Genomic DNA, 17,305 nt, shown 5'->3' on the forward strand with positions numbered 1-17,305 from the left:
ACATTTGGCAGGAAGCTTTCACGGCAGAAGGGTGGGTAGGACGAAGAAAATACTCGTCCTACCCACCCTTCTGTCATGTCCCGAGGCGTGGAGCCTGCTTGTCCGCACCGTCGCCTCATGAGGTGAATTGACCCGTGGGGCGGCCACCCTGATCGGGTTTAGATAGCCGGACCGTGGCCCAACGAGGTGTTGATCGGCTTTTCGGTAAATGGGGTAGCCAACGGTCGCTTTGCGGTGATGCCATCACCGGAGGACTGGTGGCGAAGCCGTCGCAAAACCCAAGGGGCAAGGTGAGTGCGAGCCCAAATGAGATCATCGCGCCTAGCCTCACGCCAGTTCTTGGCATCAAACTCGCTAGCTGGAACATGTTTCAGGTTGTGCGGCACATTCAACGAGTCAAGTGCCATGGCAGCAATGGTGTGGTGTCCCAAGGGAGAAAAATGCAGGCGATCATCTGCCCACATTTGTGGTTGGTGCAGTTCCTGAAGCGACCACATGTCTGCCACTACTGCGTCATAACGCGCGGCGATGGTCCGAATGTTTTCGTTGTAGATGGCTACCTTGCCACGAATGCCGCCTAGTACGGGTGTATCTCGAATATCTGGCCCATTAAAGAGCAGGATCGTGGCACCAGAGGTGGCCAAAACCCGCACGAGCGCATCGAGTTTGTCAGCAATGGCATCTGGATCCCCGCTTGGGCGGATGACGTCGTTTCCGCCTGCGCATAGGCTAATCAAATCGGGTTTGAGTTCGAGAGCCGGCGCTGCCTGCTCGTCAAAGATTTGGTTAATGAGTCGGCCACGGACGGCCAGATTCGCATAGGCAAAGCCCTCGACGTTTTGGCTTAGCTGCTCAGCGAGGCGATCTGCCCAGCCGCGATTTCCACCGGGGCTGTTCGGATCAGCATCGCCGATGCCCTCCGTGAATGAATCGCCGATGGCGACGAAGCGGCGCCAGGGGTGTAGTGCTTCGGTGGGGGAGGCGGATTCTTCGGCGGTAGGGTCTATGGCGTTGTTCACAGATACATTCCTACCAAAGAATACGTGCGAACCCCAAGCTAATGCTCTTTGGCATTTGAGCGGTGTCCTAGATTTCTGCTTCACTGGGTGGGTGAGCGAAACAAGTTGGAATCCCACTGTCATTTGGTCCCGCCCCGAAGCCGAACGTGCAGGAACGCCACTTTTGGTGCTTCTGCATGGATACCTCTCTAATGAAGAGGACCTGATGGGGTTGGCCCCCATGCTGCCCGAAGAGATGACGATTGTCTCCGTCCGGGCGCCCCAAGCCTTGGGGCCCGGCTACACCTGGTTCCCACTGATGCAGGACTTGGATTACTCGTTTGATGCCGTCAAGGCATCCATCGAGGATCTGTGGTCATGGCTGGAGCCGATTGCCAAGCAGCATTCCTCGGTGAGCCTGCTCGGATTCTCCATGGGGATGGCGGTGGCAACCTCCCTGCTACGTCACCAGCCCGAAGCGATTACCACCGTCATTGGTCTCTCGGGGTTTGCCGTTCCAGAAGAAGGTGAGGGCTTCTTCGACGACAAAAAGCTCAAAGAATTGAGCAAGCCAGTGTTCTGGGGTCGAGATCAGGCGGATCCAGTGATCACGCAGGACAAGATCGAATACACCCATGCCTGGGCCACCCAAGACGTGCACGTGACCAAGGTGCTTTACACAAATATGTTCCACTCGGTCAACGCGCAGGAGATGTCTCACGTGCACGAGTTCCTGACTCATGTTGTGCTGAAGGATGCCTCGGTCTAAAGAGGCTTGTACCTTTCTATTGACACAAGGGGCGGCTCCTTGCTTGTATTGGTTTATTGATACAAGAGGGGTCGCTTCGGCATCACCCTCCAAGCAAAGGGACGCTCATGATCAATGGAATTGCTCTGCTGGTATTTCTCGGCTTTGCCGTTGGACTGCTCGTGTTGGTTCGGCGGACCATCTTCACCCAACATCGCTCCGATCTACGCATGCTTGGCGCCGTAGCTGATCGGCTAGAGCGGTCCCATGCCCAGAAAGTTTTGCGTGTGCTCCGCGCACGAAACATCGCTGCGCTGATTGCCGCGATGGTTGGGGGAGTCGTGGCCTGGAACCTTCACACGCAGTTCCCCTCGGCAGCCGGATTGCCGTTGGCCATGGCACCTGCGGGTATGTGGGTCCTCGCCTCGGCTGTCCTTGCCTGGTGGCCACTACCGCATGAATTTGCGGATTCGGCCAGTGAGGCTTCCTCGGTGGCGAGCGCTGATCTAACACCACGGTCCACGTCAACCTTTGGTCCTCGGTGGGGAATCATTGTGCCGGCAGTTTTGTTAGCGGCCACCACGCTCGGGCTGCTCGTTGCCGGAATCCTCTCCGGGACCGACGAAAAAGGTCGCTTCCGGAACTTGCCCTACATTTCGGCCAACGGTGCCGAGCTGGACAACAACATGGTGGTTACGCACATTCAACTGGGTCACGGGTCGGTCGGTCCCTTCCCCGGGTGGTACTACGGGCTCCCGGTGCTGGGCCTGTTGCTGGTGGGCGCCGGGTTGAGCCTATGGGCTTTGTATAGCAACGCGCGCCGGCCCCGCCTGCGAGCGACTAAACTTCTGGCCTTCGACGACGCGGTGCGAACCAATGTTGGATTCGTCGTCAGTACGGGGTTCAGCGCGATGCTTTGTCTCCAAGCCGCACCGTTAATGTTGTTCGCAGCCTCAGCACTATTTAGCTCGGGGCAAAGTACTGCTTATGTGGTGGGGCAGGTCGTCGAGGGTGACACTATTCCGGACACGGTCCTGGACCCCGTGCTCGGAATACTTGCGGTAGTCATTGCCGTGGTGGCACTGATGCTGTTGGTGATCGGCACGATCTTGTTGGTGCGCTGGCTGGGCTGGATGGCAACAACTCTGCGTCCGTTGAAGGAACACTCCACGACCACGGTGATTGCATGATCATTCTTGATGCAGCTCATCCCAGCGGCCCCGCTGAACAGATCCGCGCCCAGATCACGGCCCTGATTCAGTCCGGCGAATTAGCCGCTGACGCCAGGCTACCGCCGGTGCGACAGCTGGCCGGGGACCTTCGGGTAGCCGCCGGCACGGTAGCCAAGGCCTATAAAGAACTTGAATCAACCGGATTGGTGCGCACCGGACGCGCCAACGGAACCCGGGTCAACCCCGGTCTCGTGTTAGATACGCTGGCGCTCAAGGACGTCCAGCGAGTGGTCACTGCTGCGCGCAAGGCAGGACTGAGCCTAGAGGACGTCCAAGGCATCATCGCGGTCAGCTGGAACGCCTAAAACCAACCGCGGATACAACCTGGTGAAGAATTAAGCGGTTTCTACGGTGATGCTGTCGCCACCGAGGCTGACGGTATCGCCCTTGCGGATCTGTGCACCACGACGAGTTTCGATCGCTCCGTTGACCTTCACCAGACCGTCTTCGATTAACTGCTTAGCGTGGAACCCGTCATCTGCAAACGATGCAAGTTTGAGCAGCTGACCGAGTCGAATTGATTCGTCGCGGATTTGGATGGGGAAAGTCTCGGAATTTGCCATGTATCCATCATCGCGCATCCGATGCCACAGGGAAGCACTCGGATGCTCCACAGTGCTCGTTTGTGGTGCGTTAGACACAAAATGTCCAGTCGAGGCGTTGCGCGGCGTAGGTTGAGATGGAAAATAGTTGCCCCTGAAGGAGTCACGTGGCCAGCCCTGACACACGTTCTAACGCAGTACCGCTGGCCATGGCCGGTGCAGCAGGCATCTTGATGCCCCTGCAGGCGCTGATCACCTCTAACGCAGCACTTTACTTGGGTGGGTACCTTGCCGCAGCACTATTTAGTTCCATCACGTCGCTGGCCTGCCTCCTGGTGGCTAGCCTAGCGATTCCTGCCGCCCGGGCCGGATGGAAACGTTTCGGAGCCGTGTGGCGAGAACGAACAATTCCACGCTGGTACATCTTGGCGGGGGTGATCGGTGCCTATTACATGCTCGCTCAGGCGCTAAGCGTCGGGAACATCGGATTAGCACTCTTCGCCGTGGCAGTGGTGGGAGCCAGAACAATTTCGAGCATCCTCATCGACGTGATCGGCTTCAGCCCGGCAGGCAAACAACCGATCACCCGCCGCCGGATTATTGGCGCCGCAATTCTGGTCATCGGAGCCGTCATCGCAGCGTGGGACCCCATCACCCATAGCGGCCAGTCACCTGCCGCTGTTATTTCCTTGGCCATAGCCGTTGTCGCTGGTCTTTTGGTCAGTTTTCAACAATCAATGAACGGCCGGGCCGGGCAAGCGTACGGTTCGACCACCACAGCAACCGGGCTCAACTATCTCGCCTCATCGGCCGGACTCATCGTGGCCATGAGTATCGCCGGATTACTGCACATTGAACCGTTCGGCTATTCGGCGATTCCCGCATGGTGGATGTATTTTGCCGGTCCGCTCGGGATCCTCTTTGTGGTCACCGGTGTCACCCTGGTCCCCAAGCTCGGATCCTTGGTCTTGGGCATTGGCCTCGTGACGGGGCAACTGCTCGGATCCCTGATCTTGGACCTGATACTCTCACCCGAAAAAGTGAGCGGCAATGAAATTGCTGGAACACTGGTAACGCTGCTTGCCGTCTTCATCGCTTCCTGGCAGCCCAATGGACGACCACGCTGGAAGGCACAAAAAGCATCATGAGCCAAAGTAGCACCGCAACGGAAACGGCCCCACGGTCCAGGGCGCCGATCTATCTTGCTATTGCCGTGCTGGCCGGACTGGCCATGCCCATCCAGAGCCGAATCAACGGTGCCCTCGGACTTCACCTCGGAGATCCAATTGCGGCATCCTTGGTCAGTTTTTGCACCGGGCTGATCCTGCTGATCATCATCTCCCTGCTCGTGCCCTGGGCTAGGGCCGGAGCCCGCGAAATCCCGCGGGCGCTACGGGAAAAACGATTCCCATGGTGGTACCTGGCTGCCGGCTGCGTGGGGGCCTCGGTGGTCATTTCGCAGACTTACACCGTGCCACTGCTGGGAGTCGCGCTCTTTACCGTTTCTATCGTCACCGGACAGACTCTTGGGTCAATGCTCGTGGACAGCATCGGGTTTGGCCCCGGCGGACGCCGCCGCATCAGCCCCTTACGCGCCATCGGAGCGCTGCTCACGATCGTGGGCGTCATCTGGGCCGTTAGCCCGAGACTCGCCACCACCGGGTCCATCAGTGCTTTGTTGCTACCAACCATCATTCCGCTGGTGGTTGGCTTCTTGATGGGATTTCAATCGGCGGCGAACGGTGTCCAAGCCCGAGCATATGGAACACCCGTGGCAGCAACGTTGATGAACTTTGGTGTCGGTGCGATCATGCTGGTCATCATCTTGTTGGTTCGGATGCCCTCCGTGGGGCTCCCACATGCCCTGCCGACACAATGGTGGTACTACCTAGGTGGGCCACTGGGCTGCATTTTTATCGGCCTTGCGGCGTTTCTGGTGAGGCACTTGGGTGTGCTGCTGACCGGACTTGGCATGATTTGCGGGCAGCTGGTGGGATCGCTGCTGATCGACATGGTGGTCCCCGCACCCGGTGCCGTGGTGAACGGGGCAACAGTCGCCGGAACAATATTAACGCTGGCTGCTGTCGCTCTCACCTCGGTGGCAGGCGGGCGAACGCGCACAAGGCGTAACTAACTATCGTTCTTCCTCTTCACCTCCGGAGCTGGCACCGTGGTGATGCTTCGTAGCGCAGAACCGGTCCAAGATGGGGCAGCTGCCCCATGAGAGCAACTGATGCCGCGTTCTACATTGCAACCATCACGGGAAGAAGTGGTGGCCCGCGCGCAGAACGGCAGCTGGTCGCAACCCGAGGAAACACGTGGGTGCGGCACCGGCAATCGCCTTGTGCGCGGCCAGGGCGACTGCTGAGATCCCTCGGGACCGAGGAGCAGGACCATGAGCATTCTTAAGACTACGAGCGAATCCAACACCGTCGGGGCCACGGCCGCGTTGTATGCGGCGGACCGGAGCGCACTGGGTTACGTACCAAGCCACACCAAGGTTCTGGCCCTGCACCCGGAGGCCTTCCAAGCGTGGAAGGCCCTACAATCGACGATTGTTGCATCGTTGGGGCCGCGCCGCTATGAACTGGTCACTCTGGCTGCGGCCCAAGGTATCGGCTCCGCGCATTGCCTGCTGGCCCACGGCTACAAGGCGCTAAATTTCCTTGCTGAAGACCAACTGCTGCGGATATCCAAGGACTACCGCAACGCGGACCTGAATGAGGCTGAGGTGGCGATGATGGACTTCGCACTCAAGCTAAGCACCAACTCGGACGCCATGGACGAGTCAGACAGTCTGCGCCTGCGAAGTCTAGGATTTAGGGACCGGGAGATCGTTGACATTGCTCTGGCCGCGGCGGCCAGAAACTATTTGAGCCGAATTCTTCAGGCCCTGGCCGTGGATGTCGATGTTCCGCCGCAACTTGAGGAGAACCTGCGTCGGGCATTGCTTGAGCCGCTGCGGCAGCCAGCCGTGGGCTGAGTCGCACTAGGGATGATGAATCATCGCCTGACCTCAGCGACCGAATGACGAGAGGCCGGGCGGGTGGCCAACCGCGCGAGATCTAAACGATTCTGGGTCCCGGTCTTACGCAGCATGTTTGAGATGTGTGCGTTCACGGTTTTGTCGCTGATCACCAGAGTCTCGGCAATCTCCGCCTAGGTGCGCCCGGCGACGACGTGTGAAAGGATCTCGTTCTCGCGCCGCGTGAGCTCAGGCACCCCGGTTAGGTGAGCTGCCGGCGTCCCGGTGGCGGGTAGGTCAACGCTGATCCGTGCCCGAACCGCAATTTCCAGCAGTGACTCGCTGATCGGCCGTGCCTGAAGATCCTCAGAGGGCGGATTCGGCCATCGTCGTTTTCAAAGAGTTCTGGATTTGCTCCAACTCCGTCGTACGCTCGCCGAGTTCGGCAGCCGTCCCCCCCTAGTTCGAGTGCCACGCTATAAACTCCCCACCGCCCGGCGGCAACGGCGAAATTTCAGCAAACGTTCACCTCGGCAGGGGATGAAGGAGCGCCCGAAGCTCGAAGTGCACGAGGCAAACACGATAGGCTGGACGAGTATGTTTTTCGCCCAACGGACCGCAACCAGCGGCCTCGTGAACCATTGGAGTTGTTATGGCGCCTCAGTCCAAGCTCGATCAAGTCATCTCCCTCGCCAAACGGCGTGGCTTCGTTTTCCAGGCGGGTGAAATCTACGGCGGCTCTCGCTCCGCGTGGGACTACGGACCACTGGGAACCGAGCTGAAGGAAAACATCAAGCGCGAGTGGTGGCAGAGCTTCGTCCGCGGGCGCGAGGACATGGTGGGACTTGATTCCTCCATCATCCTGCCCAAGGCCGTCTGGGAAGCCTCCGGCCACGTCGCCACCTTCACCGACCCGCTGGTCGAGTGCGTCTCCTGCCACAAGCGTCACCGCCAGGATCACCTCATTGAAGCCTTCGTCAACAAGAAGAAGCGCCAGCCGGCCGACGGCATGAGCGAAATCGCTTGCCCCGACTGCGGCACCAAGGGTCAGTTCACCGAACCGCAGATGTTCTCCGGCTTGATGAAGACCTTCCTGGGCCCGGTAGACACCGCCGCAGGCATGGCGTACATGCGTCCGGAGACCGCGCAGGGCATCTTCGTGAACTTCAACAACGTGCTCACCGCGAGCCGCAAGAAGCCACCGTTTGGCATTGGCCAGATCGGCAAGGCGTTCCGTAACGAGATCACGCCGGGCAACTTCATCTTCCGCACCCGTGAGTTCGAGCAGATGGAAATCGAGTTCTTCACCGCTCCGGAGGACGCCCCGGCGTTCTTCGATCAGTGGGTCGAGGACTGCTGGGCCTGGTACCTGGATCTTGGCATTAGCGAAGAGAACCTGCGTCGTTTTGATGTCCCCGAGGAAGACCGCGCTCACTACTCGGCCGGCACCATCGACTTTGAGTACCGCTTCGGCTTCCAGGGTTCGGAATGGGGCGAGCTCATGGGCGTCGCCAACCGTACCGATTACGATCTGAGTAGCCACTCCAAGGGTTCGGGCACCGAGTTGAGCTACTTCAACCAGGCAACCGGCGAACGCTTCACCCCGTACGTGATTGAGCCGTCCTTCGGTTTGACCCGTTCGATGATGGCCTTCCTGGTTGATGCCTACGTTGAGGACGAAGCCCCGAACGCCAAGGGCGGCGTGGACAAGCGCACCGTACTGAAGCTTGACCCGCGCTTGGCACCGGTCAAGGCCGCTGTGCTGCCGCTCTCGCGCAACGAGGAGCTGTCCCCGAAGGCCAAGGCGCTGGCCGCCGAGCTGCGCAAGACCTGGAACATCGACTTCGATGATGCCGGTGCCATTGGCCGGCGTTACCGCCGTCAGGATGAGATCGGTACCCCGTTCTGCATCACCGTGGACTTCGATACCCTCGAAGACCAGGCAGTGACCATCCGTGACCGCGACACCATGACCCAGGAACGTGTGGCACTGGATCAGGTGCGCACCTACCTGTCCGAGCGCCTCAACGGAGCCTAAAGCCATGTCGACACTGGAATTCCGGCCCTGGCGGGACGGGGATGATTTGGAATTGCTGGAACTCTTCGGCGATCCGGCGTCCCCGCATGCCCACCAAGACCGAACCATGTTCCGTAAGGATTCGGACGCGCCATTTAGCCGTGCGCTGGTGGCCACGGATCAGGGCATCGCCGTGGCAGCTGGCGTGGTGTTTGCCTCCACGCTGCACCCGACGCGCCTGTGGCTCTACGTCGAGGTGGCTCGCGAACACCGCCGCACCGGTGTGGGCACCGAGTTGGTGCAGCAGCTTCGCGCCCTGGTCCCTCCAACACAGAGCAGTGAGCTGAAGGCCCACTACACTGTGACCGCCGGAACCGATGCCGCGGCCGCGGCAGGCTTCTGCTCTGCGCTGGGGATGAGCACCATCCAGCGCACCCGCGATGTGATCATCGAGCCGGGCGGCCTCGCCCTGCCGATCTTCGCCGAGGATGGCTTGACCATCGATGAGATTGCTACCGGCAGTGTCGAGCTGACCAAGCTGGTCATCGAGTTCTACAACTCGACCCACGCCTGGGATCCGGCCAACATGACCCTGGGCAGTGCTCAGAAGATGCTGCTGGATGACGCGACCGGAGCTCAGGGCGTGATCGTGTTCCGCGACAAGCCCAAATCTCGTGGCGGAAAGATCCTGTCCTTTGCCATCAGCTACACCCCGGCGCGCGCCGATGCGCCGGCGGATGTGCTCTTGGGTTGGAACCCGGAACTGAGCGAAGAGGAATCGGCCGAGCCGATCCGCGGAATGCTGGCCATGTTGGTTCACCAGTACCCGGTGAAGCTTGAGGTTGATGAATCAATGGTGGTGCTTTCCTCATTGGTTGATGTTTTGGCCACGAAGAATCACGCAACCGTCATTGCCACCACTCATATTGTGGCAACGGCCTAGAAATACAGCAGGTACGGAAGATGGCGTCGGATGATTCCCTTTGCGGGAAGCATCCGACGCCATCGGCGTATGCGAGTGGTGTTACTTTTTCCAGCCCAGTTCTCGGGCGATGTTCGCGATCTCCGTCATTACGTGGGTGTTGTAGTCCACGCCTAGTTGATTCGGCAGCGCGAAGAGCACATAGTCGGCCTCGGTGATGGCTTCATCGTTGATGAATTGCTGCGCGACGTCCTCGGGGGATCCGGCGTAGGTAGGACCCGAGCGCGCCACCGACCCGTCAAGCACACCCACGGAGTCGCCGTGCTCGCGGCGCCCGAAGTAGATCTCATCGGTGTTGGTGGTGATCGGGAACGCGCTGCGGGTCACCGCCGTCATGCCTCCGGTGCTGTGACCACTGGCGGCATACGCGTCCTTATATTGGCGTAGCTGGTCCGCCTGCAGCACATGGAAGGGGCGTCCATCGTCCTCTAACAGCAGCGTGGAGGACAGTAGATTCATGCCCACCGATCCTGTCCACACCCCCGATCCGATGGTGGCCGCGCCCCACCAGATCCGGTTTTCCAGGCCAGGGGAGAGGGGATTGATGGGCAGTAACGAATCCTGATCGTGATGGCGATCCGGCATTGGATGGGCCATTCCGGCCCCGGAGATCGCGGTCCGGAAGCGGGCGGTACGCGCCCGGGTTTCAGTGGCCCAGTCTTGGTCAGGTTCCAGGTCGTAGCCAAACTGATGTTGCCCATCGCGGGCGGATTCGGGTGAGCCGCGGCTGATGCCCAGCTGCAGTCGCCCGTTGCTGATGGCGTCGGTCGCTCCGGCCATTTCTGCCATGTAGAGGGGATTCTCATAACGCATGTCAATGACCCCGGTTCCCACTTCCAACGTAGTGGTCTTCGCAGCCATGGCCGCGAGCAGCGGGAACGGGGTGGAAAGCGAATTGCCAAAGTGATGCACCCGCATCCATGCCCCGTCAAAACCCGATTCCTCGGCGGCCACCGCTAGGTCCAGCATTTGGCGCACGGCATCGGCTCCGGTGGGCACCGGCGATTTACTGGAGCCGCCCGAATGGCCAAAGGTCAGGAAACCAATCTTCTTTGTCATGCGTGCTCCGATCGATGGCTGCGCCTAGAAACTCCTGCTTCAAGGTACAAGCGGCTCAAGCGAGAAAACATTCCATTAAGAAATGACGGTTATCTCTCCAATGGGCTCAAGACAGTCAGATGCCCCGCACGTGCGGGGAATACCTCGAGGGCTACCACTGGATTCGATGAAAATCGTGCAGCAGCTTGGCGCCCCGGTCAGGATTGAGTGCAGCTACCCACGAGACATGCCCCAGAAGATAGCCGCGGAAATCAGCATGGGCCTCCCTGTTTTGCGATTCCGGCCCGAAGGAAAGGCAGTTGTGGAGGATCGCTTTGAGCCGGTCAAAGTCCGAACGAGTGACATTGGTGTGCTTGTTGACCACCACTGATGTCACCAGTTGCCGAACACTGGCAGGGCGCACACGTGTTTTGAGCCGGTTGGCTTCGTGGCCCTCGGCTTCAATGATGCTGATGGCAGTACGAATGAAGGCAGAGGTTCGCCGCGCTAATTCGTTGCCGCCGCTAAAGGCGAGGTCATCGGCGTAGCGGGTGTAGCGGGCGTCGAACTTCTCCGCGAGCCCCGAGAGACGGGAATCCAGCCTCCGCAAGGACAAATTTGCCACCATGGGTGAAGTTGGCGCACCTTGAGGAAGATGCGGACGTGCCAGCGCCTGCCGCAGCGCAAAACGTTCCGTGAGATTGCCGCCGGGAGGCATCAGGGACAAGACCCTCGGTGGGACTGAGTGGGTGCAAATGCCGGTGAGTCGATGCGCTACAGATTCAGTAAATCCGGCTTGCCGGAGCGTACCAAATACTCGCCCGGCGGGGACCTTGGCGAAAAATGTCACCAAATCGAGGTTGATCACCACCTCCTGACCGGTGTGCTGTGCCGCGCCGGTGCCGGCACTTCGGCCTGGAACAAATCCGTGCGCGGCGTCATGGAGCTCAATGGGGTACAACAGCTCCCGCAGCACAGTTCTTTGAATATTCCGCAAACGTGGGGCAGGAATCTCCAGCAAACGCGGAAGTCTGCCCGGGCGCTGCCGCCACTCGTAGCGGTAATGCTGAAGCTTCCGTTCGGCCTTCCGGTTCCAATGTTGCGGATCGGAAAACCATTCCAACTCCCCATAGCTGAGCTCAAGCAGTCCCGCGAGGCTGGCTAGGGTGTCAAGGCGGGGAATCTTGGGCTGCCTGTTCTCACGGGCTGTTGCGGGGAGAAGTGCATAGTTGGCCACGCGCAATGGTTTGCGTTGATGAGCTGCCTTGGCTACAGCCTCGGTGAAGGGATCACTCAGGAAGATCGTTGCGGCCAGTTCGCGCGGAGCGTCGATGGGTGGCCGCGGATACATTTGCAGAATCTGGGTTATCAGGGGACCCAGCCAACGCCGTCTTGCGCCTAAAACGTGCGCGCCGGCGCTGATGAGTTCGGCCCTTGCCCATCGTGGAGAACCGAGGAAAGCTTGCGTCAGTATCGCTGCAATGGCTGGCGCTGTGGGGTGGGGCGTGCGCCTCAGCGTTGCCGAAGCGGGGGTCACCGGGGCGGGGTCAGTTGTCATGGGTGCGATGGTTCTCCGATGACCTAGCTGTCTGTGCGGGTGCCGAGCTGCGCGAAGCGCAGAGACGCACCTGCGGTGCATGGATCAGGCAATACTGCGTACCCCGGGGTATCCCCGGAGAGGAACGCGTGCTAAAAGACGCTTCCCACCTCATCGAAGAAACCATCGCATAGTGCCATGCTAACCGAAGGCCGTGGCACGGTCAGTGAAATCTCCACGGACGAGCACTCGAGGCAATTCCACACTGACCAGCGCTACCAACCACGGCTGATGCCCTTTGCAGCAGTTACTAGATCTCTGCGCTGTCGAGTCCTCGAGCCTTGTTCCGTTGAACCCAGGCAGACACGATTCCGCTGTGACGTCGATCAACCGGCCGAACTTGGGCTGGTTCATCCGCGTCGTTGCCACATGTCCAAAACGAAAGGCTCACGTGTTCTCATTTACCGGCAAACGTCAGTGGCACACTCCAATGCTGGCAGTCCACGCAATATTCGCGTGTGATGCACAAGTCTGCCCTTCGGTGGCACGGATTTGGATCTATTTGAGAGAATGGGTTAGTGACTGCAATTTCCGACATATCTCAAACAGACGCGCCCACGCCGGCGAAACTCGAGCTGCCTCCGCTGCAGTTGGGTAAGCACACCGTTAATACGCCAGTGATCCTGGCGCCGATGGCTGGCATCACCAACAAGGCGTTCCGACGCCTATGCCGTGAATACGGTGGCGGCGTCTATGTCACCGAGATGGTCACCTCGCGTGCCCTAGTTGAACGTAATCCCGAATCGCTGCGGATCATTTCCCACGATGCGGATGAATCACTGCGCTCCATCCAGCTTTATGGTGTGGACCCCAAAACCGTGGGCGCCGCCGTGCGCTTGGTTGTTGAGGAAGGTCGCGCCGACCACATTGACTTGAACTTCGGCTGCCCCGTTCCTAAGGTCACCCGCAAGGGTGGTGGAGCAGCACTGCCATGGAAGACCGATCTTTTCACTTCCATCATCAAGGCAGCCACCACCGAGGCAGCTCGTGGAGATATCCCGCTGACCATCAAGATGCGCAAGGGCATTAACCAGGATCACCTCACCTACATCGAGTCCGGCAAGATCGCCCGTGACCACGGTGTAGCAGCGGTGGCACTGCACGGCCGCACCGCCAGCCAGTACTACTCCGGCAAGGCCGACTGGGATTCGATCGCACGACTGCGCGAATCCCTGCCCGATGTCCCGGTGTTGGGCAACGGAGATATTTGGAGTGCCGAGGATGCTGTAGCCATGGTGCAGCAGACCGGTGTTGATGGCATCGTTGTAGGCCGTGGTTGCATGGGCCGCCCGTGGCTGTTCGGTGACTTGCAGGCTGCCTTCGAAGGCACCGACAAGCGATTCACTCCGGGTCTGGCCAAAGTCGCCGAGACCGTGTACCGCCACGCCGAACTGCTCACCGAGTACTTCGAGGACGAGTTCAAGGCGCTGCGCGATATTCGTAAGCACATGGCCTGGTACTTCAAGGGCTACCCGGTGGGAGGGGACATTCGTTCCGCCCTCGCCCAGGTCCCCACCCTGGAAGTCCTGAGTGAACTGTTGGCACAGCTGGATCTCTCCATGCCCTACCCGGGCAAGGATGCCGAAGGTCAGCGTGGACGCGCCGGTTCGCCGAAGAAGACGCACCTGCCCGATGGCTGGCTGGCCACGCGCGAAATGGACGAAAAGCACAAGGCCATGATTTCCGCGGCCGAACTTGACGTCTCGGGCGGCTAGGAAAACCATGGTGCAGATCCCCGGATACAGCGAAGCCGACGAAGAACGTTGGGCACCCGAACCGCCGAAGAAGGCGTACCGGACGGCCTTCGAGCGTGATCGTGCCCGCGTGCTGCATTCCTCGGCGTTGCGCCGCCTCGGGGCTAAAACACAGGTGGTGGCCCCCAGCTCGAGTGACTTTGTCCGCACCCGGTTGACCCACTCCCTCGAGGTTGCCCAGGTGGGTCGCGAACTCGGTGCCACGCTGGGGTGCGACCCGGACGTGGTTGACACCGCATGTCTGGCTCACGATCTGGGCCATCCGCCCTTTGGCCATAACGGTGAAACCGCGCTTAACGAACTGGCGTCGGAGATTGGTGGGTTTGAGGGCAACGCCCAAACGCTGCGCCTACTTACCCGCATCGAAACCAAGACGTTCCGGCACACCGGTGCCTCCGCGGGATTAAACCTCACGCGCGCCTCGCTGGATGCCGCCTGCAAGTACCCGTGGTTACGCGAGGATGCGCCGCAAAAGAACGGCAAAACGACCTCCAAGTTTGGGGTGTACGTTGATGACGCCCCGGTTTTCAACTGGTTGCGAGCCGGTTCCGGTGCTCAAGCGGGGCAGACCTGCATCGAGGCTCAGGTCATGGATTTGGCTGATGACATCTCGTACTCGGTCCACGATGTGGAGGACGCCATTAACGCCGGGCGCTTCCAGTTACGGTGGATTCTGGATCCGGTGCACCGGGCCACTGCCATCAAATTCACCAAGCAGTGGTACCTGCCTCAGGTTGAAGATGCCGTCATCGAGGCCGCCTTCTCCCGGCTGGAGGCGACAGCGGAATGGGTACCGCACGCCGATGGCTCACGCCGTTCCATGGCTGCGCTGAAGGACATGACGAGTCAGTTTATTGGCCGCTTCTGCCAGTCGGCGATTGACGCCACTCGGGAGCAGTACGGACCCGGTGAGCTGACCCGCTTTAACGCTTCGTTGATCGTGCCCGAATCCACCGAGCATGAGATTGCCGCGATGAAGGGCCTGGCGACCACCTACGTGATGGCCACCGAAGAGCGGAAACCCATCTATGCGCGCCAGGGCGAAATTCTCACCGAGCTGGTGAATCTGCTTAATGAGAACGGGGACAGGTACCTCGAACCGCTCTTTGCCGCCGATTGGCGTGACTCCGCCGATGACGCTGCCCGACTGCGCACGGTCATCGATCAGGTGGCCTCGCTCACCGATGCCTCGGCCATCGAATGGCACTCCACCTTGGTGCTGGGCAAGAGCTTTAACGACTCGCTCTTCTAATCGCTACCGGTTGTGATCCACAGCCCGTAGCGATGCGGAACATCTAGCGGCCCGGGGTCACTAGAATGGAGAGCATGGCTGGTCTGATTAAGCGCGAAGATATCGATGAAGTCCGCAACCGCACGGATATCAAGGAAGTCATTGACGGGTATGTGACGCTGAAATCCGCCGGTGTCGGCTCGTGGAAGGGTCTGTGTCCCTTCCACGACGAACGCTCACCGTCCTTCCACGTGCGCCCGCAGGTCGGCTCATTCCACTGCTTTGGCTGCGGGGAATCGGGCGACGTGATCGCCTTCTTGCAGAAGATCAACCATGGCACCTTCTCCGAAACCGTTGAGCAGCTGGCCGCGCGCTCCGGTATCGAACTGCACTACGAAGACGGCGGTACGGGTCCGCGTCGCGAAGAGACCGGACGCCGCCAGCGACTACTGGACGCGCACAAGATTGCGGAGGAATTCTTCCGCGAACAGCTCACCACCCCCGGTGCCGGCGCTGGCCAGAAGTTCCTTGCCGAACGCAACTTTGATGCCGAGGCTGCGGCGCACTTCGGTGTTGGATACGCACCCCAGGGCTGGGACGCGGCGCTGAAGCATCTGCGCGGTCGCGGTTTCCAGGAAGAAGAACTCAAACTCACCGGCATCTTCTCCGAGGGCAACCGTGGCATTTATGACAGGTTTCGCGGCAGATTGATCTGGCCCATCCGTGACATCACCGGGGCGACCATCGGATTCGGTGCACGCAAGCTTTACGAGGACGACCAAGGTCCCAAATACCTCAACACCCCGGAGACACAGCTCTACAAGAAGTCGCAGGTTCTTTACGGCGTGGATCTGGCCAAGAAAGAAATCACCAAGACGCGCCAGATTGTGGTTGTTGAGGGTTATACCGACGTGATGGCCTGCCATCTCTCGGGCATCGGAACGGCCGTAGCCACCTGCGGAACCGCGTTTGGCACCGACCACATCAAGATTGCCCGTCGGTTGTTGCGCGACGACGGATCCGGCGGCGAGGTGGTCTTCACCTTCGACGGTGATGCCGCCGGCCAGAAGGCAGCACTACGCGCCTTCGAAGAAGACCAGAAATTCATCGCCCAGACCTACGTCGCTGTGGAACCCACCGGTGCTGACCCGTGCGACCTGCGCCAGACGCGTGGGCCAGAGGCCGTGCGCGAACTCATTGACAACAAACGACCGCTCTTTGAATTCGCCATCAAGGCCGGGCTGAAGAACTTTAATCTCAATACCGTTGAAGGGCGCGTGCAGGCGCTGCGCGTGAGCTCACCGATTGTTGCCGGGATCAAGGACTCGGCCATCCGCCCCGCCTATGCCCGTGAACTTGCCGGCTGGTTGGGCATGGACGTCGAAGACGTGAATCGGGCCGTGGGTGCCGCGGTACGTCGGAACCGGATGCCCAAGACCGAAACACAGACAGCGCACCAGTCGCACGCTGCGCAGCCGAACGACGAGGCCCCGGCGGTCCCGGTCTTCAGTCGTCCGGACCCGCGCGACCCGGTCTCCCGCATGGAGCGCGAGGCCTTGGAAGTTGTCCTGCAACAGCCCGCTCAGCTGACTCCCGAGCAATGGCAAGCATTTTATGACGCCAGGTTCATGGCTCCGGCACATGCCGCAGTCCACGATGCCGTGCGTGCAGCCGGACAGTCAGGTGCCACACCGGCGCAATGGGTGGAAGCCATTCGACAGGAAGTGCCAGACCCATTGCGCTCCTTCGTCTCCGAGTTGGCGGTCACCCCACTGCCAGCCAGCAGCACCGAGGCGTTGCTGCGCTACTGCAACGACATCATCAACCGACTCTTTGAGCTGCAAATCACACACATGAAAGCAGAAAAGATGGGTGAGCTTCAGCGCATGGATCCGGCCGGGGATCCAGAGGGTTTCCAACGCATCAATCGCGAGCTGCTTGAGCTTGAATTGCGACGCCGGGCACTGCGTCAGGACTAGCTGTCAGTGGGGGAGGGGACGATTTTTGTTTTCCCCCAACCTTGTGTAGAGTATTTCTCGTTGCATTCCTCCGTAGCTCAATTGGCAGAGCATTCGACTGTTAATCGAAGGGTTACTGGTTCAAGTCCAGTCGGAGGAGCCAAAACAAAGAATTCGTATTTTCTTTATTGAAAATACGAATTCTTTTGTTTAACCAAGACCTGTCTCGGGCCGATAATTTGG

At 59.9% G+C, this 17,305-nt stretch carries 16 protein-coding genes and 1 tRNA gene; 12 read left to right on the forward strand and 5 right to left on the reverse strand.

What is annotated here, in order from left to right:
• Positions 1–158: 158 nt before the first annotated feature.
• On the reverse strand, positions 159–1,019 hold the full coding sequence (locus HED64_RS19300) for an SGNH/GDSL hydrolase family protein (RefSeq protein WP_342590784.1): 861 nt from the start codon (positions 1,017–1,019) through the stop codon (positions 159–161).
• Positions 1,020–1,110: 91 nt separating this feature from the next.
• Here HED64_RS19300 and HED64_RS19305 point away from each other — a divergent pair, with 91 nt between their 5' ends.
• From HED64_RS19305 to HED64_RS19315, 3 genes are all read left to right on the forward strand, one after another.
• Positions 1,111–1,767, forward strand: a complete 657-nt coding sequence (locus HED64_RS19305) for an alpha/beta hydrolase (RefSeq protein ID WP_168153538.1) — start codon at positions 1,111–1,113, stop codon at positions 1,765–1,767.
• Between the two features lie 107 nt (positions 1,768–1,874).
• Complete coding sequence (locus HED64_RS19310) at positions 1,875–2,936, forward strand: hypothetical protein (RefSeq protein WP_168153568.1); 1,062 nt, start codon at positions 1,875–1,877, stop codon at positions 2,934–2,936.
• Entirely contained in the window at positions 2,933–3,283 is a 351-nt protein-coding gene (locus HED64_RS19315) for a GntR family transcriptional regulator (RefSeq protein WP_168153569.1), read from the forward strand. The genes HED64_RS19310 and HED64_RS19315 overlap by 4 nt, the downstream gene beginning before the upstream one ends.
• Before the next feature lie 30 nt (positions 3,284–3,313).
• Here the strand turns inward: HED64_RS19315 and HED64_RS19320 are convergent, their stop codons facing one another.
• Positions 3,314–3,541: an RNA-binding S4 domain-containing protein gene (locus HED64_RS19320; RefSeq protein WP_168153570.1), complete on the reverse strand. Its 228-nt coding sequence runs from the start codon at positions 3,539–3,541 to the stop codon at positions 3,314–3,316.
• A gap of 146 nt (positions 3,542–3,687) precedes the next feature.
• Here HED64_RS19320 and HED64_RS19325 point away from each other — a divergent pair, with 146 nt between their 5' ends.
• From HED64_RS19325 to HED64_RS19335, 3 genes are all read left to right on the forward strand, one after another.
• Complete coding sequence (locus HED64_RS19325; RefSeq protein ID WP_168153571.1) at positions 3,688–4,668, forward strand: DMT family transporter; 981 nt, start codon at positions 3,688–3,690, stop codon at positions 4,666–4,668.
• The gene (locus tag HED64_RS19330; RefSeq protein ID WP_168153572.1) at positions 4,665–5,654 is read left to right on the forward strand and encodes a DMT family transporter; all 990 of its coding nucleotides are present in this window, start codon (positions 4,665–4,667) and stop codon (positions 5,652–5,654) included. The genes HED64_RS19325 and HED64_RS19330 overlap by 4 nt, the downstream gene beginning before the upstream one ends.
• A gap of 261 nt (positions 5,655–5,915) precedes the next feature.
• Entirely contained in the window at positions 5,916–6,503 is a 588-nt protein-coding gene (locus HED64_RS19335; protein ID WP_168153573.1) for a carboxymuconolactone decarboxylase family protein, read from the forward strand.
• A 20-nt stretch (positions 6,504–6,523) separates the two neighbouring features.
• Here HED64_RS19335 and HED64_RS20300 read toward each other — a convergent pair whose 3' ends face one another.
• Positions 6,524–6,673, reverse strand: a complete 150-nt coding sequence (locus tag HED64_RS20300; protein ID WP_425351818.1) for a LuxR C-terminal-related transcriptional regulator — start codon at positions 6,671–6,673, stop codon at positions 6,524–6,526.
• 464 nt (positions 6,674–7,137) lie between these two features.
• Between HED64_RS20300 and HED64_RS19345 the strand changes: the two genes are divergently transcribed.
• Positions 7,138–8,523 (forward strand): glycine--tRNA ligase, encoded by a 1,386-nt coding sequence (locus tag HED64_RS19345; protein WP_168153574.1) that lies wholly within the window; start codon positions 7,138–7,140, stop codon positions 8,521–8,523.
• 4 nt (positions 8,524–8,527) lie between these two features.
• Entirely contained in the window at positions 8,528–9,445 is a 918-nt protein-coding gene (locus tag HED64_RS19350; RefSeq protein WP_168153575.1) for a GNAT family N-acetyltransferase, read from the forward strand.
• A gap of 81 nt (positions 9,446–9,526) precedes the next feature.
• Here HED64_RS19350 and HED64_RS19355 read toward each other — a convergent pair whose 3' ends face one another.
• Together HED64_RS19355 and HED64_RS19360 are read right to left on the reverse strand one after the other, a co-directional pair.
• Positions 9,527–10,543 (reverse strand): LLM class flavin-dependent oxidoreductase, encoded by a 1,017-nt coding sequence (locus tag HED64_RS19355; protein ID WP_168153576.1) that lies wholly within the window; start codon positions 10,541–10,543, stop codon positions 9,527–9,529.
• Between the two features lie 151 nt (positions 10,544–10,694).
• Positions 10,695–11,873, reverse strand: a complete 1,179-nt coding sequence (locus HED64_RS19360; RefSeq protein WP_168153577.1) for a reverse transcriptase family protein — start codon at positions 11,871–11,873, stop codon at positions 10,695–10,697.
• A gap of 764 nt (positions 11,874–12,637) precedes the next feature.
• Between HED64_RS19360 and dusB the strand changes: the two genes are divergently transcribed.
• From dusB to HED64_RS19380, 4 genes are all read left to right on the forward strand, one after another.
• Positions 12,638–13,834 carry a tRNA dihydrouridine synthase DusB gene (gene dusB, locus HED64_RS19365; protein ID WP_342590785.1) on the forward strand — a complete coding sequence of 399 codons (1,197 nt, stop codon included), beginning with the start codon at positions 12,638–12,640 and terminating at the stop codon, positions 13,832–13,834.
• Positions 13,835–13,841: 7 nt separating this feature from the next.
• Positions 13,842–15,125 (forward strand): deoxyguanosinetriphosphate triphosphohydrolase, encoded by a 1,284-nt coding sequence (locus HED64_RS19370; protein WP_168153578.1) that lies wholly within the window; start codon positions 13,842–13,844, stop codon positions 15,123–15,125.
• A gap of 74 nt (positions 15,126–15,199) precedes the next feature.
• Positions 15,200–17,083: a DNA primase gene (gene dnaG / locus HED64_RS19375; RefSeq protein ID WP_168153579.1), complete on the forward strand. Its 1,884-nt coding sequence runs from the start codon at positions 15,200–15,202 to the stop codon at positions 17,081–17,083.
• Positions 17,084–17,149: 66 nt separating this feature from the next.
• Positions 17,150–17,225: transfer RNA gene (locus tag HED64_RS19380), tRNA-Asn, on the forward strand.
• The last annotated feature ends 80 nt before the right edge of the window (positions 17,226–17,305 follow it).

It is taken from the genome of Paeniglutamicibacter terrestris (genome assembly GCF_012271785.1).
GTDB classification, from domain to species: domain Bacteria; phylum Actinomycetota; class Actinomycetes; order Actinomycetales; family Micrococcaceae; genus Paeniglutamicibacter; species Paeniglutamicibacter terrestris.